The following is a 16816-nucleotide window of genomic DNA, read 5'->3' on the forward strand; positions in this document are numbered from 1 at the left end:
TGGCGCTGCAGCGATGCGGTGCGCTGAAGCCGTGTACGTATCCGGTTCCGCGCCCGTATCAGGCGTGTCCCATCAGGCGTGTTCCAGTTGTTCGATCCGCCGTGCGATGTAGTTCACGCAAAAGTGCGCGTACAGCGCGTTCATATCCGTCAGCAATGCCTTCTGCTCCTTTTGCGCTTCCTCCTCACGCCAGCCCATCACCCGGCACACCTCCTGCCAGCCCTGAGCAGTCCATGCGGCCTCGGCATAGAGCTGCGGGTCCAGCAGCATCCGGTTGAAAGGCCATAGGTTGTCCAGCGTGATGCTGTCGCGCAGGTGCTCTTTCAATTCGAAGCACAGGTCGACGTAATCAATCGAGCTCATGTTCAGGTCGAGAAAAAGCGATGCGTCATCGGCAATCGCAGCGCTATCGTCGAGATACAGAATTTGCGCGACGATGTTTTTGATCTGTTGTTTCAAGATGCCAGCCCCTGTTCAGCCATTGATGTTTTCTCCGTTGCCCAGCGCCAGCACACTGCCCGTCGCGCTCAGTTCGCCGCAGGCAAAAAGCGCGACCACGCGCGCGACGTCTTCTGGTTCCAGCACCTGGCGCAACGGCAGCGAGCGATAAAACGCTGTGCTGTCCCGGCCCGCCAGATAACGCGTCAGCAAATCCGAGCGGACAAAGCCCGGGGCTACGGCATTGACGCGCACGTTAAAGCGCGCCATTTCGAGTGCGAGGGTTTGGGTAAAGCGTTCGATCGCGGCCTTCGAGACGCCGTAAGCGCCGTTGCCGACTTTGGCTTTGACCGCCGCTAGTGACGACAAATTGATGATCTGGCCACGGCGGCGCTGCATCATCGGCTGGGCAAACGCATGGCAAAACGCCATCACCGCGCCGAGATTGAAATGCACCGCTTGCCAGTAACGCTCCAGCTCGCTGCTGACAAACAACTGGTCCTCATTGACCCCAGCGTTGTTCACCAGCACCTCCACCGCGCGCGTCGCCGTCACGTTCTCTGCGAAAGCCCGCACCGCTTGCCAGTCGCCGCCATCCACCTGAAAGCCGCGCACCCGCGCGCCGTGCTGCGCCTCGATCTGCTGCGCCAGCTCAGTGCTGTGCTGATAAGTGAAGAACACATCGAAATCGCGCGCCAGCAGCGCCTCGACAATCGCGCGGCCAATACCGCGGGTTCCGCCTGTCACGATGGCTACTGGGTTCATGACTGGGTTCATGCCGCGTGTGCCTCATTTGACGTGGGCTTTGGCGCAGGCGTGGTGGCATCGTGACGCCACGCGATCACGGCGTTAAGCACACAATCGCTGCCACGCAACCATTCGAGCCGCATCAAGGATTCGCTCGCGCTGCTGCGCTGGGCATGCAGCAACACCGTGAGATGGTCACCAGGGCGCACCGGCGCGAGAAATGCCACGCGTCGCAAGGTGATCGCCGAAGGCGGCAGCGCGCCGCCTTCGGGTGCGCCATGCACGCCATGACTGACGCGCGCCAGATGCTCGAACAGCAACTGCAAACCCAGCGCCAACCCTAACGAACCAGGCAACACCGCGAACTCAGGAAAATGCTGCTCGAACAACGGCGAGTGCTGCGCCACGCTGATCGTGCCCAGCAGGGCCAGCCCAGGCGTAGTTGAAGCCAGCGCGACAGGCGCGGCCTGTGCGGTAGCGGGCATCACGATTGCACCCCCGAGATCAGCACAGAAATAAACACATAGCCATTGGCAAGCGTCTCCCCGGCATCGTTCTGCGCCTGGATGCTCACCCGGTACGCGTTGCCATGGCGCGTCACCTCGCCATGAATGTTGAAGGCGGCAAGCGGGTCCCCTGCGGCCAGCACCGAAATATTGCGCAGTTGCGCGGGCACCATCAGCGCCGGTCTGCCATGCATTTGCCGCGCGGCTTTCACCGCGAACTGATGCAGCGCTTCGAACAGCAGCACGAGCGGTGCGCTGCGGGCATACGCGCTGTAATGGCCCGCTTCAACACGGCCATTGAAGCGGCCTGCATGAGGGTCCGGGCGCGTGACGTCGCAGACATTCAGGAAGTCCGTGCCGGGAGGAAAGGTCAAATCGGTGGGGCGTATCACGCGAGGTCTCCTGAGCGGGATAAACAGACTGTCTGGCGCAACACGCAGTCAGCTTTCCGAAAACGCGGCATTCGTTTTGCAGTAGCGCACCAGCACATTCAGCGCGCGGCCCGCCGACATACCGCCGAGCAGGCCCCATGCCGCGAACGAAAGCGGCGCGAGCCAGGCGCTATTCGCCCACGGCCCCTGGGTGTCGATCTGGTAATGCATGAAAAACTCCACGGCGAAGGTCAGCAACAGCAGCGCCAGCACCACCGGGTCACCCGGCACACGCACCACGCCATTGACCACATCTACCTCCAGCGGCCAGCGGGCGGCGTGAGCCCAGCCCCCCAGCACACCCAGCGCCAGTGCCAGCAGCAGACACGCTGCCTGCGGCCAGCCAGCAGCCGGGAAAAGCTGCGGCAAGCTCAGCGCGCCCAGCACCAGCATCACCAGCGGCAACACAAACAATTGCGCTGGCCGCACCAGGCGCGCATAGCAGCGCTTGATGCCGAGATACACCAGCACGCCAAATAGAACGACCACATAGGGTGGGATATGCGACATCACCGGACTCCTGACTGGTTGGTTGATTAAGCGCCTGCGCGCCAGGGCGCAACGTCGTGGCATGAGGCTCGCTCGGCGGCATGCCGGCAGCCAGCAGCGGGGCTGGCGCGGCTGCGGAATGCGAGCTGCGGCGGGCTACGGCGGGCTACGGCGGGCGGCTGATGCCACGCGGCGAACACGGACCACCGCGCCCGGCAAAAACCGGCCCGCCAGACGCATCCGGCGCCGTTCAAGCGCGCGCTGCACTCCGCGTTTCGCACCGCCATCTGGACGCATTACCTGCGCTCCCTGCGCTCCTTGCATTACCCGAGTTTTACCCGCACGAGCCACGACTGCGCATGGCCTCCGCGTTCAGTGGCAAGCCTCTGAGCGATTTACACAGTGGTCTGGACCTGCGGCGAATTCTAGGTTCCGGCTGCCAAAATTACCGGCTGGTGCGACCAAATGCCTGTAGCGCGGATGAAATGCCCCTTATGCGGATGAACTGAAACGCGCTTGCGGTACGAAATACGTTTTAAGCCGTCCAAAGCCCGTTGCTAGCCGAGCTGGCACGCCGAGATTGAGGCTCATAAAGGCGCGAAAACTGCGCGGCAGAGCGCGGCAGATTCTGGGGGAGATTGCGACGAAACAAGGAAGTCAGTACGGCGCAAAACAGCCGCGTCATTCATCGGCGTGCGCTGCACGTTGTCAGCGCTGACGGCATTTCATCGCATCAGATGCGTTGCATCAGAACGCGTGGCTATAGTTGCCGCAGCTCATTCAATCAGGGTTTTTGTTCATGCTGGCAGCCACGTTACAAGGCGTCACCCGCACCTATGGCAGCGGTCCTGCGGCCGTGCCCGCACTGCGCGAGATCACGCTTGAAATTGCCTGCAACTGCTTCACCGTGCTGAGCGGCCCGTCCGGCAGCGGCAAGACCACCTTGCTCAATTTGCTGGGTTGTCTCGACCAGCCCGATGCAGGTCAAGTCGTGGTCGCTGGGCAAGCGGTGCAGACGTGGTCTGACCGGGCGCTAGCGGATTTTCGCGTGCGTCATCTGGGTTTTATTTTTCAGTCGTTCAACCTGATTGGCGTGTTGAGCGCTTACGAGAACATCGAATATCCGCTGACCCTGCTCGGCTTGCCGCGCCGCACCCGTGAAGCCCGCGTCAACGCCCTGCTCTACGCCACCGGGCTCGAACAGCACGGCGCGCGCCGCCCAGGCGAGCTATCTGGCGGGCAGCGGCAACGTGTTGCCATTGCCCGTGCATTGGTGGCCGAACCCTCGCTAGTGCTGGCCGATGAACCCACCGCCAATCTCGACAGCGCCACCGGCCAGGAAATCCTCGCGCTGATGCGGCGCTTGCAGCGCCAGTACGCGACCACCTTCGTCTTTTCTTCGCATGACCCCCATGTGCTGGCCTGCGCCGACCACGTGCTTTATCTGCGCGACGGCCAGATCGTCGCGGACGGCATGCCACACGCCAGCGTCACCCGTGCGAGCCACGTGACCACCCTTGAGGTTCAATCATGAGCGTGCTGCGGCTGGCACTGAGAAACCTGCGGCGCAACCAGCGGCGCGCGGCCACGACTTTGCTGGCGATGATTGTCGGCGTCGCGGCGCTGCTGCTCTTCGGCGGCTACACGCGCAACATCCGCTACGGGCTGGAAACCAGCTTCGTGCGCAGCGATGGGCAGTTACAGCTACAGCGGCGCGGCTACTTTCTGTATGGCAGCGGCGACCCGCTGGCGTATGGCATCCGCGACTACCCCAAGCTGATTGAGCGCCTGCGCCATGACCCGGTGCTGCAACCGCTGCTCAGCATGGTCACACCAGTGCTGGCAGTGGAAGGCATCGCCGGTAATTTCAGCGCGGGCGTCTCGCGCACCGTGGCGGGCTCCGGCGTGGTGGTGCATGAGCAAAACCGTCTGCGCGAGTGGAACGACTATCGCTTCGCCGAGACAGGCTCCCGGCTTGGCCTGAGCGGTAGCGCCAACGATGCTGTGGTGACCGGCAGCGGTGTAGCGCGAGTGTTGCGGCTCTGCGGCACGGCGCAGTTGCCGCCTTGTGAGGCAGCCGTTTTTGGGGCACAGGCCATGCGCTCGGCTTCGTCCGTGCAATCGCCCGTCGCTGTGGCGCTCGCTGCGGCGCGGACGCAACCTGAGACACAAGCCACGCGTTCAGCCTCATCTGTGCATTCGCCCGTCGCTGTGGCGCTCGCTGCGGCGCAGGCGCAACCTGAGGCACAGGCCACGCGTTCAGCCTCATCTGTGCATTCGCCCGTCGCTGTGGCGCTCGCTGCGGCGCAGGCACAACCTGGCACTGCGGCCACTCTTGCCATTACCGTTGCCGCAGAAACCGCAGCAACCACAGAACCCGCCGATATCGCCCAGCTCGCCGCTGATGCAAGCCCCAGGCCCGCCACCGGGACCATCCAGGGCAGCAGCCCGCCCAGCGCACGCATCCAGTTACTGGTGGCCAACGCATACGGCGCGCCCAACATCGCGGATCTGGACGTGATCCGGACAGAGAAAAAAGCCGTGAAAGAACTCGATGACACCTTCGTGCAAATGCACCTGGCCCGAGCGCAGCAACTGGTGTATGGCGGTGAGCCGCCACAAGTTACGTCCATCGTGGTGCAACTGCATCACACCGCCGACATGGCACTTGCCCGCGCCCGCATCGAAACCCTGGTGGCCAGCGAAGCGCTCGACGTGCTCGACTTCCGCACCCTGCATCCGCAATACGGCCAAGTCACTCAGATGTTTGGCGCGGTGTTCGGTTTTATCGCGTTGCTGATTGCCACCATCGTGTTGTTTACCGTCAGCAACACCATGAATATGGCGGTGCTGGAACGCACGGCTGAAATCGGCACGCTGCGCGCCATCGGCATGCGGCGCACAACGCTGATGCGGATGTTCGTACTCGAAGGGCTGCTGCTAGGTCTGACTGGAGCGGGGCTGGGCGCGCTGGTGGCGTTGCTCGGAGCCACGCTGGTGAACCACACCGGGTTGTACTGGGTGCCGCCCGGGCAGCTTGATCCCGTCGCGCTGCGCATCCGCATCTGGGGCGAGAACGCGATGATCTGGCGCGTTTGCGCAGGCATGGTCGTGGTGGCCGTGCTGTCCTCATGCTGGCCAGCCGCACGGGCTGCCCGGCTGAAGATCGTCACAGCGTTGCACTTCGCCTGAAATCAGGCGAGGCCAATGCCGTCCCGGCCATGCCACACACGAAAAAAACAACGTTACGCACCCTGGAACGCTCTGACAGGTACAGCCCCTTGCAGACCCGTACAGATCGATACAGACAGGTGCAAAAAGAGACCGACATGAACCCTTTCTTTCACGCTGCGATGCGCACGGACGCAGACGCGGGCGCTGCATCGTCCCGCCTGTGCTGCAACTTGGCCCAGCGCGCACGACGCCTGCTCGCTGGGCTGTGCGCCGCGCTCGCGCTAACACGGCCAGATGCGCTCGCACTGGCCGCCACAACGGCCCCAACCGCCCCAGTTGCCGCGCTCTCCGCACAGCAATTGCTAGCCGCCAGCGACGCCTGCCGCAATCCCGCGAAACCGTTCAGCCTCGTCACCACGCTGCTCGAATACCGCCACGGCGTAGCCAGCGCGACGGAAGTGCTCAGCGTGTATTCCAGCGCGGACCCCGCCAGTGGCCGGTTCCGCAGCCTCGTGCGCTTCGACGCACCCGCGCGCGACGCCAACAAGCTGCTGCTGAAAAACGGCAATGACCTGTGGTTCTACGATCCGGCCAGCCAGGCGAGCGTGCGAATCTCGCCACGCCAACGCCTGCTCGGACAAGCCGCCAACGGCGACGTCGTCACCTCGAACCTGGCACAGGATTACGACGCCACCCTCGCGGACGACGAAGACATCACCGATGGCGAGCACCAGCCGCGCCACTGCAACAAGCTCACACTGCTCGCGCGCAGCCCCGAAGTCACCTATCACGCGATTGATCTATGGCTTGACGCGCTCAGCCATCAACCGGTCAAGGCGCGCTTTTATGCAGCCAGCGGCAGCCTGCTGAAAACGGCTTACTACCGCCATTTCCAGCCAGCGTTAGGCAGCCAGCGCGCCAGCGAAACGGTCATCATCGACGGCCTTGATCCATCCTGGGTCACCGTGATGCGCTACTCCCGCTACGCCTGGCGCGCCATCCCCGACGAATGGTTTCAGCGCGCATGGCTGCCGCATTTTCAGCCGGATTAAACCAACGCTTGTTGTTGTCGCTTGTTGTTGTCGCTTATCAGCGTGCTGTGCTGTGCCGCATTGCACCGCGCTAGTTCAGCGCAGCGCTTCGTGGTGGCAATGCAGCGCAGCCCGTCACTTTGCTAACCGGTTAGCCGCCAGCTTCCACTTTCGTCCCGCCACGCTCATTGCTCTTCATGGTTTCGTTCCTGCTCACTGCGCTTGCGTTGCTGCTCAGCCTGGCTTTCACGCCCGCCTGGGCTGAGCAGCCAATGGACGACGATCAGGCCGCGCTGGGCCTGGCCGATCATCTCGCCGAGCCAGTTGCTTCTGCTTCTGCTTCTGCTTCTGCTTCTGCTTCTGCCTCTGCTTCCACCTCAACTGCCAGCAACAACACCATCCCCCCCAGCCCTCGCGCAGCCACATCCGAACCCGCCACCACACACCGCGACTGGCAAGCCGTGCTTGAAACAGCGCTCGCCAGCTACGACGCCGCGAACCAGGCGGGCAAGGTCGCACTGAACGACACGCTGCGCGCCTCGCTCTCGCTCACCTACGACCACGCGCTGGGAGCAGGCTGGCGCATCTATTTCTCAGACCGGCTCGATAGCGGCTGGCGCGCGGGAACCGGCCAGTACAACGCTGTGAACACCTTCAAGCAGGGCTATCTAAGCTGGCAGCCAGCAGCGTTATGGCATTTCGATGCAGGCCGGATCAACGTGCGCGAAGGCGTCGCATCCGGCTTTAATCCAACCGATTTTTTCAAGGTGAATGCGCTGCGCTCGGTGGTCTCGATTGATCCAGCCAGCCTGCGGGAAAACCGCTTGGGCACAGTCATGCTGCGCGGCCAGCGCGTGTGGGACGGCGGCTCGCTCACCGCGTTGATCGCCCCCGAGCTGCCAGCAACCAGCAACCAGGGCGTGTTCAATCCAGATTTCGCCGCCACCAATGCACACACTCGTTATCTGCTGAGCGCCACACAACAGCTCACGCAAGGCTTCGCGCCCGAACTGCTGCTGTATGGCGGCGCAGGGCTTGAGCCGCAACTCGGCGTGAACCTGAGCGCGTTGCTCAACGAATCCAGCGTGGCCTTTGCTGAATATGCGTTTGGCCGCGCCCGCGCACTGGCAGTGCTGCCCGGCACCGACCCCACGGCATGCCATGCCTATTCGAAACTGGCCACCGGCCTCACCCATACCTGGGCCGCCGGCCCGACGCTAACGCTTGAGTACGACTACGACGGTGCCGCCGCAAATCGCTCCCTCTGGCAGCAACTCACGCAGATGCCCGCCGTACTCAGCGCATGGCAGCAAGCAAGCAGCGCGGCGCAAGAATTACCGACACGCCAGTCACTGTTTCTCTATGCCAGCTGGAACGATGCCTGGATCAGACATCTCGGCTTGAGTGCAATGGCCCGTTACAGCCTGATCGAACATAGCTATTTCACCTGGCTTGAGACGCGCTACCATTGGCCGCGCTCCGAACTCGCACTGCAATGGCAAGCCAGCTATGGCACGGCACACAGCGTGTATGGCGCGGTGCTGCAAAAGCAGATCGTGCAGGCCCTCTTTCAGTTTTACTTCTAGGCCCATGCAGAAAAAGCCCTCGTTCATTTCCTTGCCAGGCATGACGCGCCGCGACAGCGAACCGCACTTGCTAGCCCGTGTGTTCTTGCTGAACTGCCTGATCGGCCTGTGTTTCTGGATCAGCGGCCGCGAAGCGTCACTGCTTTCGTATCTGGTGATGGCCAATTCGATTGGCTTTAGCGCCTGGCTTTTTAGCGCGCTCTTTGGCCTCTTTACCCGGGTGCGGCTGGCACTGCCGGTGCGCGTGCTGATCGTCGCGCCGCTCAGCGTGGTCAGTGGCATGCAGATCGCCGCCCTGCTCGGTGGCCGTATGCCACCGCTGCTATCGCACCTGAAACTCACACGCTGGGTCTCGCTGGTTCCCACCTTTCTGATTGTCGGCATTGCCTGCGCCTTCGCCTCAGTGTTCGTGCAGTCGCTCAAGGTGCGCGCCGCGCTCGAAAAACAGCGCCGCGAAGCAGCCGAGCTACGCCAGTCCGAAACCGCCGCACGCCTCGCGTTGTTGCAAGCACAAATCGAGCCGCACTTTCTGTTCAACACCCTCGCCAATGTGCGCAGCCTGATCGAGCGCGATCCATCCGCCGCATCAGCCATGCTCGACAACCTGAACCGCTATCTGCGCGCCAGCCTCGGGCGCACGCGCAAGCCGGTGTCATCGCTGGAAGAAGAACTGGAACTGATCGACGCGTTGCTCTCCATTGCCGCGATGCGGCTAGGCAACCGCTTGCGCTACACCATCACGCTGCCACCCGCGTTACGCTTTTTGCCCCTGCCGCCGCTGCTGTTCCAGCCACTGGTAGAAAACGCGCTGATTCACGGCGTTGAGCCCTCCATCGAAGGCGGCGAAATTCACGTCGATGTCGAACGCGAAGCCAACATGTTGCGGCTGCGCGTGGTCGATACCGGCGTAGGTCTGAGCCGCGTCAGCAAACTCTATGGCGGCGTCGGGCTATCCAATGTGCGAGCCCGGCTGGCAACCCTCTATGGCGGCGCGGCCCATCTTTCGATAGAGTCCAACCCGATTCGCGGCGTAACCGCACAACTCCTGATCCCGCTGCAATGACATGCCCACCGCTCTGATCGCTGACGACGAACCCAATCTGGCTATCGAGCTGGCCTCACGCCTCACACAGTTCTGGCCTGAGCTGCAGATCATCGCCATGCCGCGCAACGGCATTGATGCACTCGCTGAACTCAACGCCCAGCAACCCGACTTCGCCTTCCTCGATATCCGCATGCCGGGGCTGGACGGCTTGCAGATCGCGCGCTCGGTGCCGCATATGCAAATCGTGTTCGTCACCGCTTACGACGAATACGCCGCACGCGCATTCGATACCTCCGCGATTGATTACCTGATGAAGCCGCTGACCGATGAGCGTCTGCTGAAATGCATCACACGGCTGCAACGCGGCGGGCGGATGCCGCCGAGCAACCAGGAAGCGGCCATGGCCAGCGCACCACGCGATGACGCCCCGATCCGCTGGCTCGCGGTGGGCTACCGCGATGCCACCCGCCTGGTGGCGATTGATGAAGTGATCTACTTTCAGGCCACCGACAAATACACCGAAGTGGTCACCGCCAGCCATCGCCATGTGATCCGCACACCGCTGAAGGAGTTGCTGCCGCGTCTGGATGCCGGGCAGTTTGTGCAGGTGCATCGCAGCGTGATCGTCGCGCTGGCGGAGATCGACCGGGTGGAACGCGATTTGCTGGGGCGCTCGCGGATTCATCTACGCGCACGCACCGAAACGCTGCCGGTCAGCCGGGGCTATGTGAGTTTGTTCCGCCAGATGTGAGGTGGGGATGGGTGCTGGGTTGAAGTTATGTGGTGGTGATGGCGGGCGTGGGCGTGGCGAAAAGCACGGCAATGGCCGCCGCGCTGGAATGAAACCCGCCGCCCAGGCCTCGATTGCGGCCCGCAACGAGCTGCGTTAAGGTGAGCCCCAGTCCGCTCCGTGTACACCGCGCGTGGTTTGCGTGGTTTGCGTGGTTTGCGTGGTTTGCGTGGTTTGCGTGGTTTGCGTGGTTTGCGTAGTTCACGTAGTTCACGTAGTTCACGTAGTTCACGTAGTTCACGTAGTTCACGTAGTTCACGTAGTTCACGTAGTTCACGTAGTTCACGTAGTTCACGTAGTTCACGTAGTTCACGTAGTTCACGTAGTTCACGTAGTTCACGCAGTCACATGCTCCAGGTCACCCCCATTCCTGACGCCCTGCCCGCCCGTCGCCCGCCAGGCGTTACACCGAGGCAATCATGGCCAACACCGCAGCTCCTGTCTTCCCGCCCCAGCCATTCGCGCTGGATGTGCTGCTAGAGAAATACGCCAAAGGCACCGAACAATCCGCTGAGGATGTCTATCTGCGCGTTGCTCGCGGCGTCGCCCAAGCCGAGCCAGAGGCGCTGCGCGAAGCAGTCGCGGCACGCTTTGCCGACAACCTGCGGCACGGCGCACTAGGCGCAGGCCGCATCATGAGCGCCGCAGGCACCGGCATCGCCGCGACGCTCATCAACTGCTTCGTGCAACCAGTCGGCGACAGCATTCAAGGCCCCGACGCCGAAGGCCTGCCCGGGATCTACGTAGCGCTGCTCGAAGCCGCCGAAACCATGCGGCGCGGCGGCGGCGTCGGCTATAACTTCTCCGCGATCCGCCCCAAAGGGGCACGAGTACACACCACACATTCAGCAGCATCGGGCCCCTGCAGCTACATCGACGTGTTCGACGCCTCATGCCGCACCGTGGAAAGCGCAGGCTCCCGGCGCGGCGCGCAAATGGCCGTGCTCGACTGCGACCACCCCGATCTGCTCGAATTCATCGAGGCCAAGCATGTCAAAGGGCGCTGGAACAACTTCAATATTTCGGTCGCGGTGAGCGACGCCTTCATGCGCGCCGTCGAAACCGATGCGCGCTGGCCGCTGGTACATCGCGCCGCCCCCTCGCCCGCGTTGCGCGCCGCCAATGATGTATATCAGCGCGAAGACGGCCTGTGGGTCTACAGCGAGCCCACCGCCCGCGCACTCTGGGAGCGCATCATGCGCTCGACCTACGACATCGCTGAACCCGGCGTGGTGTTCATCTCGCGCATGAACGAGGACAACAACCTGCGCGCACTCGAAACCATCCGCGCGACCAATCCTTGCGGCGAACAACCCTTACCCGCATATGGCTGCTGCAATCTTGGGCCACTGAACCTGACCCGCTTCGTACTCGCCCCATTCGCCCAGCTACACGGCGGCCAGCCAGAATTCGACTGGGACGCACTGGCGGCACGCACCGCCACCCAAGTGCGGTTTCTCGACGATGTGCTCGACGTCACGCTCTGGCCACTGCCCGCGCAACACGCCGAAGCCCAGGCCAAACGCCGCATCGGCGTGGGATTTACCGGCCTTGGCGACACCCTGGTGATGCTCGGCCTGCGCTACGACGCCACCGAAGGCCGTGACTTTGCCGTACAGATCGCACGCTGCATGCGCGACGCGGCATATCGCGCCTCAGTTGAACTCGCGCAAGAACGCGGCGCGTTTCCGCTCTTCGACGCCGAGCGCTATCTCGAACCCGGCACCTTCGCCTCACGCCTGCCCGAGGACTTACAGCAAGCGATCCGGCGCGATGGCATCCGCCATAGCCACCTGCTGTCGATCGCCCCCACCGGCACCGTCAGCCTGGCGTTTGCCGACAACGCCTCGAACGGCATTGAGCCCGCGTTCTCATGGACCTACACCCGCATGAAAATCATGGCCGACGGCAGCCGCGCATCCTTCGCCGTCGAAGACTACGCCTACCGGCTCTACCGTGAGATGGGCGGCGATCTCGAAGCATTACCCGCGTACTTCGTCAGCGCGTTGCAGATGTCCGCTCACGCTCATCTACAGATGATGGCCGCCGTGCAGCCCTATATCGACACCTCGATCTCAAAGACCGTGAATGTCGCCGCCGACTACCCCTTCGACGCCTTCGAAAGCCTGTACTTCGACGCCTGGAAAAGCGGCCTGAAAGGGCTCGCCACCTACCGCCCCAACGCGACCCTCGGCGCAGTGTTAAGCGTCACACCCAGCGCCACCGCTGACGACGCGCTCAGCGCCACCGAGGTCGATCCACTACGCATCGCCATTGACCACCGGCCGCGCGGCGAACTACCCGCGATCATCGAGAAGGTCGAATACCTGACACAAACCGGGAAAAAATCGCTGTATGTAGCCGTGTCATTCATGGAGGTGAGCGGACACATGAGCGGTGAAGACATGACCATCGCGCGGCCCATCGAATTCTTTATTCCGGTGGGACAACGCGACGAATCGCAGCAATGGATCACCGCGACGATGCGCTCGCTTTCACTCGCGGCGCGCGGCGGATTTGTCGCACGCAACCTGCAGGATTTACGCAAAGTGTCCTGGGACCGCGGCCAGGTACGGCTAGGCGAAGTACGCAGACTAGATGGGCAACGCTCACCGCGCTGGCATGACTCAGAAGTGGCGGCGCTAGCGTATGCGATCCAGCAGATCCTGCACCGCCGAGGGTTTCTCGACGAAGAAGGCAACCAGGTGCCATCACGTTTGCTGGCACACCTGCCACGCGGTGTGCTGAACGACACGGCGCAAAAACCACCGCTTCATGGCGCGGATGCTGATGCTGCCGCAGAGGTGAAAGCGGATGCGGATACTGATGCCAGCGCCTATTCGCTACAAATCATGGCGGGCCAGCCGTGCGGCACCTGCGGCGCACATGCGGTGATCCGCAAGGACGGCTGCGATTTTTGCACCGCCTGCGGCGAAACCGGGGCATGTGGTTAAGGGAGATGATCTGAAATACAGCGAGGCCGTGGCAGTGGTCACGCCCAGTGAAAAACGCTGATGAAGGGCCGGTGAATGAAACGAAGAACGTTTGTCTTGCTTCACCGGCCACATGATCCAATGCCAGAGAATTAATTTTCGCTGTTATCGCCTGACATGCTCAGGCAGGTCATGCCCCCGCCGAGACGTTTCCGCGCCATCCATTCACCGTCATGCCGCCACACCAACCTGGCATGAATTCAGGCGCATGTACGGCCGGTGCACCCACCGCTTCTTCTGCGCTTACACAGGCACCAAACCATGCGGATCCAGCACGAACTTGCGCGGCGCACCGCCATCGAACTGGCGATAACCCTCCGGCGCATCATCCAGCGGCACCACAGTCACGTTCACGATGTCCGCGATCGGCAACCGGTTCCACAAGATCGCCTGCATCAGGTTGCGGTTGTACTTCAGCACCGGCGTCTGACCGGTATGGAACGAATGCGACTTGGCCCAGCCCAGGCCAAAGCGGATGCTCAGGCTGCCCTGACGGGCAGCAGCATCAGCCGCGCCCGGGTCATCGGTCACATACAAACCCGGAATCCCGATCGCACCCGCCACACGCGTGACATCCATCAACGAGTTCAGCACCGTTGCAGGCGCTTCTTCGTGATGACCCTGATGGCCATGACCATGCGCTTCGAAACCCACACAATCCACCGCACAATCCACTTCAGGCTGGCCAAGAATTTGCGCGATCTGCTCACCCAGCGACGCATCGCGCGACAAATCCACCGTTTCGAAACCCACTGAACGCGCATGCGCCAGCCGCGCCTCATTCATATCCCCCACGATGGTGCAAGCCGCACCCAGCAGCCGCGCCGAAGCCGCTGCCGCCATACCGACCGGCCCCGCACCAGCGACATACACCGTGGCACCAGGCCTCACCCCCGCCATTACCGCACCGTGATAACCGGTCGGCAAGATATCGGACAGGCAAGTCAGATCGCGGATCTTCTCCATCGCGCGGTCACGGTCCGGGAATTTCAGCAAGTTGAAATCGGCATACGGCACCAGCACGTATTCCGCCTGACCGCCAATCCATCCCCCATATCGACATAGCCATACGCCCCACCCGCACGCGACGGATTGACATTCAGGCACACGCCGGTGTGCTGCTCCCGGCAGCTACGGCAACGGCCACAAGCGACGTTGAACGGCACCGAGACCAGATCACCCATCTTTAAGGTTTCGACATCACGCCCCACCTCGATCACCTCACCGGTAATCTCATGCCCCAACACCAGCCCGACTTCGGCAGTAGTGCGGCCACGCACCATGTGCTGATCCGAGCCACAGATATTCGTAGCGACCACCCGAAGAATCACCCCATGACCTATCGCACGGCCACGCGGATCGACCATCCGCGGAAAATCAAGTTCGCGTACTTCGACCTTGCCCTGCCCCAGATACACCACGCCACGATTGCTGCTCATCGTCTTGTCTCCCTGCTGGTTTTGAGGCGCGCCGCGCCGTTTTGACATCCACCGCAACGGATGCCACTGCAGTGAGCGTAGCCGCTCGAAGACCTATCGCAGCGTGCTCAATCCGACATGGGTGTGTGTCAAACCGACATGTGGTGGGGGCGTTGGGGAGGGGGACGTCGGGAGGGCTCGTTACAAATCCTGTCAGTGGGTTTGAGCTGCGTTTGAGCTGCGATGTGTTGTCTTGTCTTGCGCATTAGGATGTTCGTTGTGACGGGAGGCGTACTGAGATCGGTTATTAACAAACGTTCCAAGCTGGTTCACTAACTGGCTGGTGATATTGAACTATGGAGTTTTCCAAGTGCGGGTTGCCGTCTTTATGACTGTCTGAAATTCGCCGAGACCCAAAGCTATTTCACGGATGGTCGATAGATCATCACCGCGACCGTAGATCATCTTAGCTTGCTCTCCCGATTCGATTAGAAAAACCAGATGCCCGTCGTCCAACAAACTGCCGACTGAAACTAAATGTTTGAAATCGCTAAATTCGGCATCCGAGTTCGTCGCCGGGAACGCTTGTTCAATAAGCTCTGTATATGCGCTGGATGCGTTTAACTGAAAAATTCTCTCGTCATCAACTGTCTCTTTGATGCAGAACAACGCGGATAACAAATTGAGGTCAACGTTGAGTGTTGCATTCAATGAAAGAATAATTTCCCCACCTATGAAATAGGCGAAACATCCATTTTTAAAGTCATTTGTAGACCATGAGTCAACCGCATCGCACCAAATTGCAAAAGCATCTGGGTTACCAATTAGCATTTATTTCCCCTTAAATTTAAGCTTTCGCCTAACCTCGATTGGAATGGCCGAAGCGTTAATCGGTGCTTTTTTATCGCCCGTGGAGCCGCTCCAGTGGTAGACCCCGTTCCCATCAGAATCAAATCTGTTGATATTGCCATTCGAGTCGATTGCGTATCGCGTTTCTTCACCACCAGGAATCGAAGAATTGAAAAGATCAAGCGAATTTCTCGGCTCCGTGCCTGCACTTGGACGATTTCCGGGCATCCCAAGGGTGTGTTTGGGATTTGATTCAACTCGCAATCCATTGTCAGCAGTTACTGTATCCGGAATCGGTAAGCGATTCTTGTTTCCGCTTGCTGATGTAAAAACAAAATCAACCAACCCCGCAATCGCATCAACTGCGCCACCAACTGGCTTAAAAATCTCCTCAATGAGCTTCGATCCTGCTGGCGTCACCAGCGCTCCAGCCATGATCGTCGGATCAAGCTGCGTCGCCGGATCGGCAATGACGCCATCACCTTTTTGCGCCTGCTCCGGGCGATACCCTGGCAGCTTAAACGGTGGCAGGCCTGAGCCCAATGGAAACACCAGCGGTCCGGGTGGCGGCAGCGCCACCTGATTATTCTCCACCTCAGTCAGTCCAGCACTCACCGTCGTCGCAGCATTTGCTCCGGATACCGTAGCAATTCCAGCTACCAGACTCGTCACAAGATTCTCACGCGCCTGCCGGTCCTGTGCCGACATACCCGTCGTCGATCCCATCAACGAGCCCAGCACCGAACTCACCGATGCCCCCAGCGCTCCCGCTCCACAACCCTGGCGACTGGCCGCCGCGCCTGCGCATCCGACGATGCCATGCAGTGCCGCCCGCGCGCTTTCGCTTTGCATGCCATCCGCGAGCCGTTTTACTTCATTGGCCGCCAGGCCCTGGACGTAGTTCACCGTGGCGTTCACCGCGAACTGGCCCGCGCTGCCCGTCACGTTACCGCCTGCCGCGACGCCCAGTGCGGTGATTACTCGCCGGTAGCTACCGCCAGGTCCCCATTCGGCGTTGACCTGGCTGGCTTTCTGTTGCGCCTGTGCGCGTTGTTCCGCGCTCAGGCTGGGATCATGCGCCGCAGTCGTGGCGGCATCCGCCTCCTTCGCTCGGTTGTTAACAAACGTCCCAATCTGGTTCACGAACTGGCTGGTGATATCGAAGCTCGCTTCGATTTTGTTTCGGTCGAAGATCGGGGCCAGTGCTCCGCTGGTGTTCGAGGTGTCGCGGCTAATGCTGGCCACAGCTTCACCGGCAGTTTGCCCAGTTAGCGTTTGCTGTTTCTCTCCGTCAGTGAGGTTTCCATTAATTTCACATT

The 16816-nt window shown here is 61.5% G+C and carries 15 protein-coding genes and 1 pseudogene; 7 read left to right on the plus strand and 9 right to left on the minus strand.

Translation table 11 applies throughout. The annotated features are described in order from the left end of the window. Positions 1–72 precede the first annotated feature (72 nt). From GH656_RS16040 to GH656_RS16060, 5 genes are read right to left on the minus strand one after another with little or no spacing between them, the layout of a single operon-like run. Entirely contained in the window at positions 73–459 is a 387-nt protein-coding gene (locus tag GH656_RS16040; RefSeq protein ID WP_153077045.1) for a phosphopantetheine-binding protein, read from the minus strand. Between the two features lie 15 nt (positions 460–474). Then, positions 475–1203: an SDR family NAD(P)-dependent oxidoreductase gene (locus tag GH656_RS16045; RefSeq protein ID WP_153077046.1), complete on the minus strand. Its 729-nt coding sequence runs from the start codon at positions 1201–1203 to the stop codon at positions 475–477. 8 nt (positions 1204–1211) lie between these two features. Continuing rightward, positions 1212–1670 (minus strand): ApeI family dehydratase, encoded by a 459-nt coding sequence (locus GH656_RS16050; protein ID WP_153077047.1) that lies wholly within the window; start codon positions 1668–1670, stop codon positions 1212–1214. Continuing rightward, complete coding sequence (locus GH656_RS16055) at positions 1670–2083, minus strand: hypothetical protein (protein ID WP_153077048.1); 414 nt, start codon at positions 2081–2083, stop codon at positions 1670–1672. Before GH656_RS16055 ends, GH656_RS16050 begins: the two co-directional genes overlap by 1 nt. Positions 2084–2131: 48 nt before the next feature. Continuing rightward, the gene (locus tag GH656_RS16060; protein WP_153077049.1) at positions 2132–2632 is read right to left on the minus strand and encodes a hypothetical protein; all 501 of its coding nucleotides are present in this window, start codon (positions 2630–2632) and stop codon (positions 2132–2134) included. A gap of 778 nt (positions 2633–3410) precedes the next feature. Between GH656_RS16060 and GH656_RS16065 the strand changes: the two genes are divergently transcribed. The 6 genes from GH656_RS16065 to GH656_RS16090 all read left to right on the plus strand — a co-directional run bounded on the left by GH656_RS16065 (position 3411) and on the right by GH656_RS16090 (position 10198). Then, positions 3411–4145, plus strand: coding sequence for an ABC transporter ATP-binding protein (locus GH656_RS16065; RefSeq protein ID WP_153077050.1), 735 nt, complete (start codon positions 3411–3413; stop codon positions 4143–4145). Next, complete coding sequence (locus tag GH656_RS16070; RefSeq protein WP_246184344.1) at positions 4142–5803, plus strand: ABC transporter permease; 1662 nt, start codon at positions 4142–4144, stop codon at positions 5801–5803. The genes GH656_RS16065 and GH656_RS16070 overlap by 4 nt, the downstream gene beginning before the upstream one ends. A gap of 137 nt (positions 5804–5940) precedes the next feature. Next, positions 5941–6837 carry an outer membrane lipoprotein-sorting protein gene (locus GH656_RS16075; protein WP_246184345.1) on the plus strand — a complete coding sequence of 299 codons (897 nt, stop codon included), beginning with the start codon at positions 5941–5943 and terminating at the stop codon, positions 6835–6837. A gap of 176 nt (positions 6838–7013) precedes the next feature. After that, positions 7014–8402 (plus strand): hypothetical protein, encoded by a 1389-nt coding sequence (locus tag GH656_RS16080; RefSeq protein ID WP_246184346.1) that lies wholly within the window; start codon positions 7014–7016, stop codon positions 8400–8402. Positions 8403–8406: 4 nt separating this feature from the next. Beyond that, the gene (locus tag GH656_RS16085; RefSeq protein ID WP_246184347.1) at positions 8407–9465 is read left to right on the plus strand and encodes a sensor histidine kinase; all 1059 of its coding nucleotides are present in this window, start codon (positions 8407–8409) and stop codon (positions 9463–9465) included. A 1-nt stretch (position 9466) separates the two neighbouring features. Then, positions 9467–10198: a LytR/AlgR family response regulator transcription factor gene (locus GH656_RS16090; RefSeq protein ID WP_153077051.1), complete on the plus strand. Its 732-nt coding sequence runs from the start codon at positions 9467–9469 to the stop codon at positions 10196–10198. 25 nt (positions 10199–10223) lie between these two features. Here GH656_RS16090 and GH656_RS16095 read toward each other — a convergent pair whose 3' ends face one another. After that, on the minus strand, positions 10224–10577 hold the full coding sequence (locus GH656_RS16095) for a hypothetical protein (protein ID WP_153077052.1): 354 nt from the start codon (positions 10575–10577) through the stop codon (positions 10224–10226). A gap of 79 nt (positions 10578–10656) precedes the next feature. Between GH656_RS16095 and GH656_RS16100 the strand changes: the two genes are divergently transcribed. Further along, positions 10657–13191, plus strand: a complete 2535-nt coding sequence (locus GH656_RS16100) for an adenosylcobalamin-dependent ribonucleoside-diphosphate reductase (protein WP_153077053.1) — start codon at positions 10657–10659, stop codon at positions 13189–13191. A gap of 282 nt (positions 13192–13473) precedes the next feature. Here the strand turns inward: GH656_RS16100 and fdhA are convergent. From fdhA to GH656_RS16115, 3 genes and pseudogenes are all read right to left on the minus strand, one after another. Further along, positions 13474–14669 (minus strand): annotated as a pseudogene (gene fdhA, locus GH656_RS16105) (formaldehyde dehydrogenase, glutathione-independent). A 333-nt stretch (positions 14670–15002) separates the two neighbouring features. Beyond that, entirely contained in the window at positions 15003–15479 is a 477-nt protein-coding gene (locus GH656_RS16110; RefSeq protein ID WP_153077054.1) for an immunity 42 family protein, read from the minus strand. After that, a complete protein-coding gene (locus GH656_RS16115) occupies positions 15480–16742 on the minus strand; it encodes a hypothetical protein (RefSeq protein WP_153077055.1) in 1263 nt (420 codons plus the stop codon). Positions 16743–16816: the final 74 nt, after the last annotated feature.

The organism is Paraburkholderia bonniea, from assembly GCF_009455625.1.
Taxonomy (GTDB): domain Bacteria; phylum Pseudomonadota; class Gammaproteobacteria; order Burkholderiales; family Burkholderiaceae; genus Paraburkholderia; species Paraburkholderia bonniea.

Coding starts and splice junctions, on each gene's coding strand:
- GH656_RS16045 (WP_153077046.1), bottom strand. CDS start 1,203: ATGAACCCAGTAGCCATCGTGACAGGCGGAACCCGCGGTATTGGCCGC.
- GH656_RS16050 (WP_153077047.1), bottom strand. CDS start 1,670: ATGCCCGCTACCGCACAGGCCGCGCCTGTCGCGCTGGCTTCAACTACG.
- GH656_RS16060 (WP_153077049.1), bottom strand. CDS start 2,632: ATGTCGCATATCCCACCCTATGTGGTCGTTCTATTTGGCGTGCTGGTG.
- GH656_RS16065 (WP_153077050.1), top strand. CDS start 3,411: ATGCTGGCAGCCACGTTACAAGGCGTCACCCGCACCTATGGCAGCGGT.
- GH656_RS16070 (WP_246184344.1), top strand. CDS start 4,142: ATGAGCGTGCTGCGGCTGGCACTGAGAAACCTGCGGCGCAACCAGCGG.
- GH656_RS16075 (WP_246184345.1), top strand. CDS start 5,941: ATGAACCCTTTCTTTCACGCTGCGATGCGCACGGACGCAGACGCGGGC.
- GH656_RS16080 (WP_246184346.1), top strand. CDS start 7,014: ATGGTTTCGTTCCTGCTCACTGCGCTTGCGTTGCTGCTCAGCCTGGCT.
- GH656_RS16085 (WP_246184347.1), top strand. CDS start 8,407: ATGCAGAAAAAGCCCTCGTTCATTTCCTTGCCAGGCATGACGCGCCGC.
- GH656_RS16090 (WP_153077051.1), top strand. CDS start 9,467: ATGCCCACCGCTCTGATCGCTGACGACGAACCCAATCTGGCTATCGAG.
- GH656_RS16100 (WP_153077053.1), top strand. CDS start 10,657: ATGGCCAACACCGCAGCTCCTGTCTTCCCGCCCCAGCCATTCGCGCTG.
- GH656_RS16110 (WP_153077054.1), bottom strand. CDS start 15,479: ATGCTAATTGGTAACCCAGATGCTTTTGCAATTTGGTGCGATGCGGTT.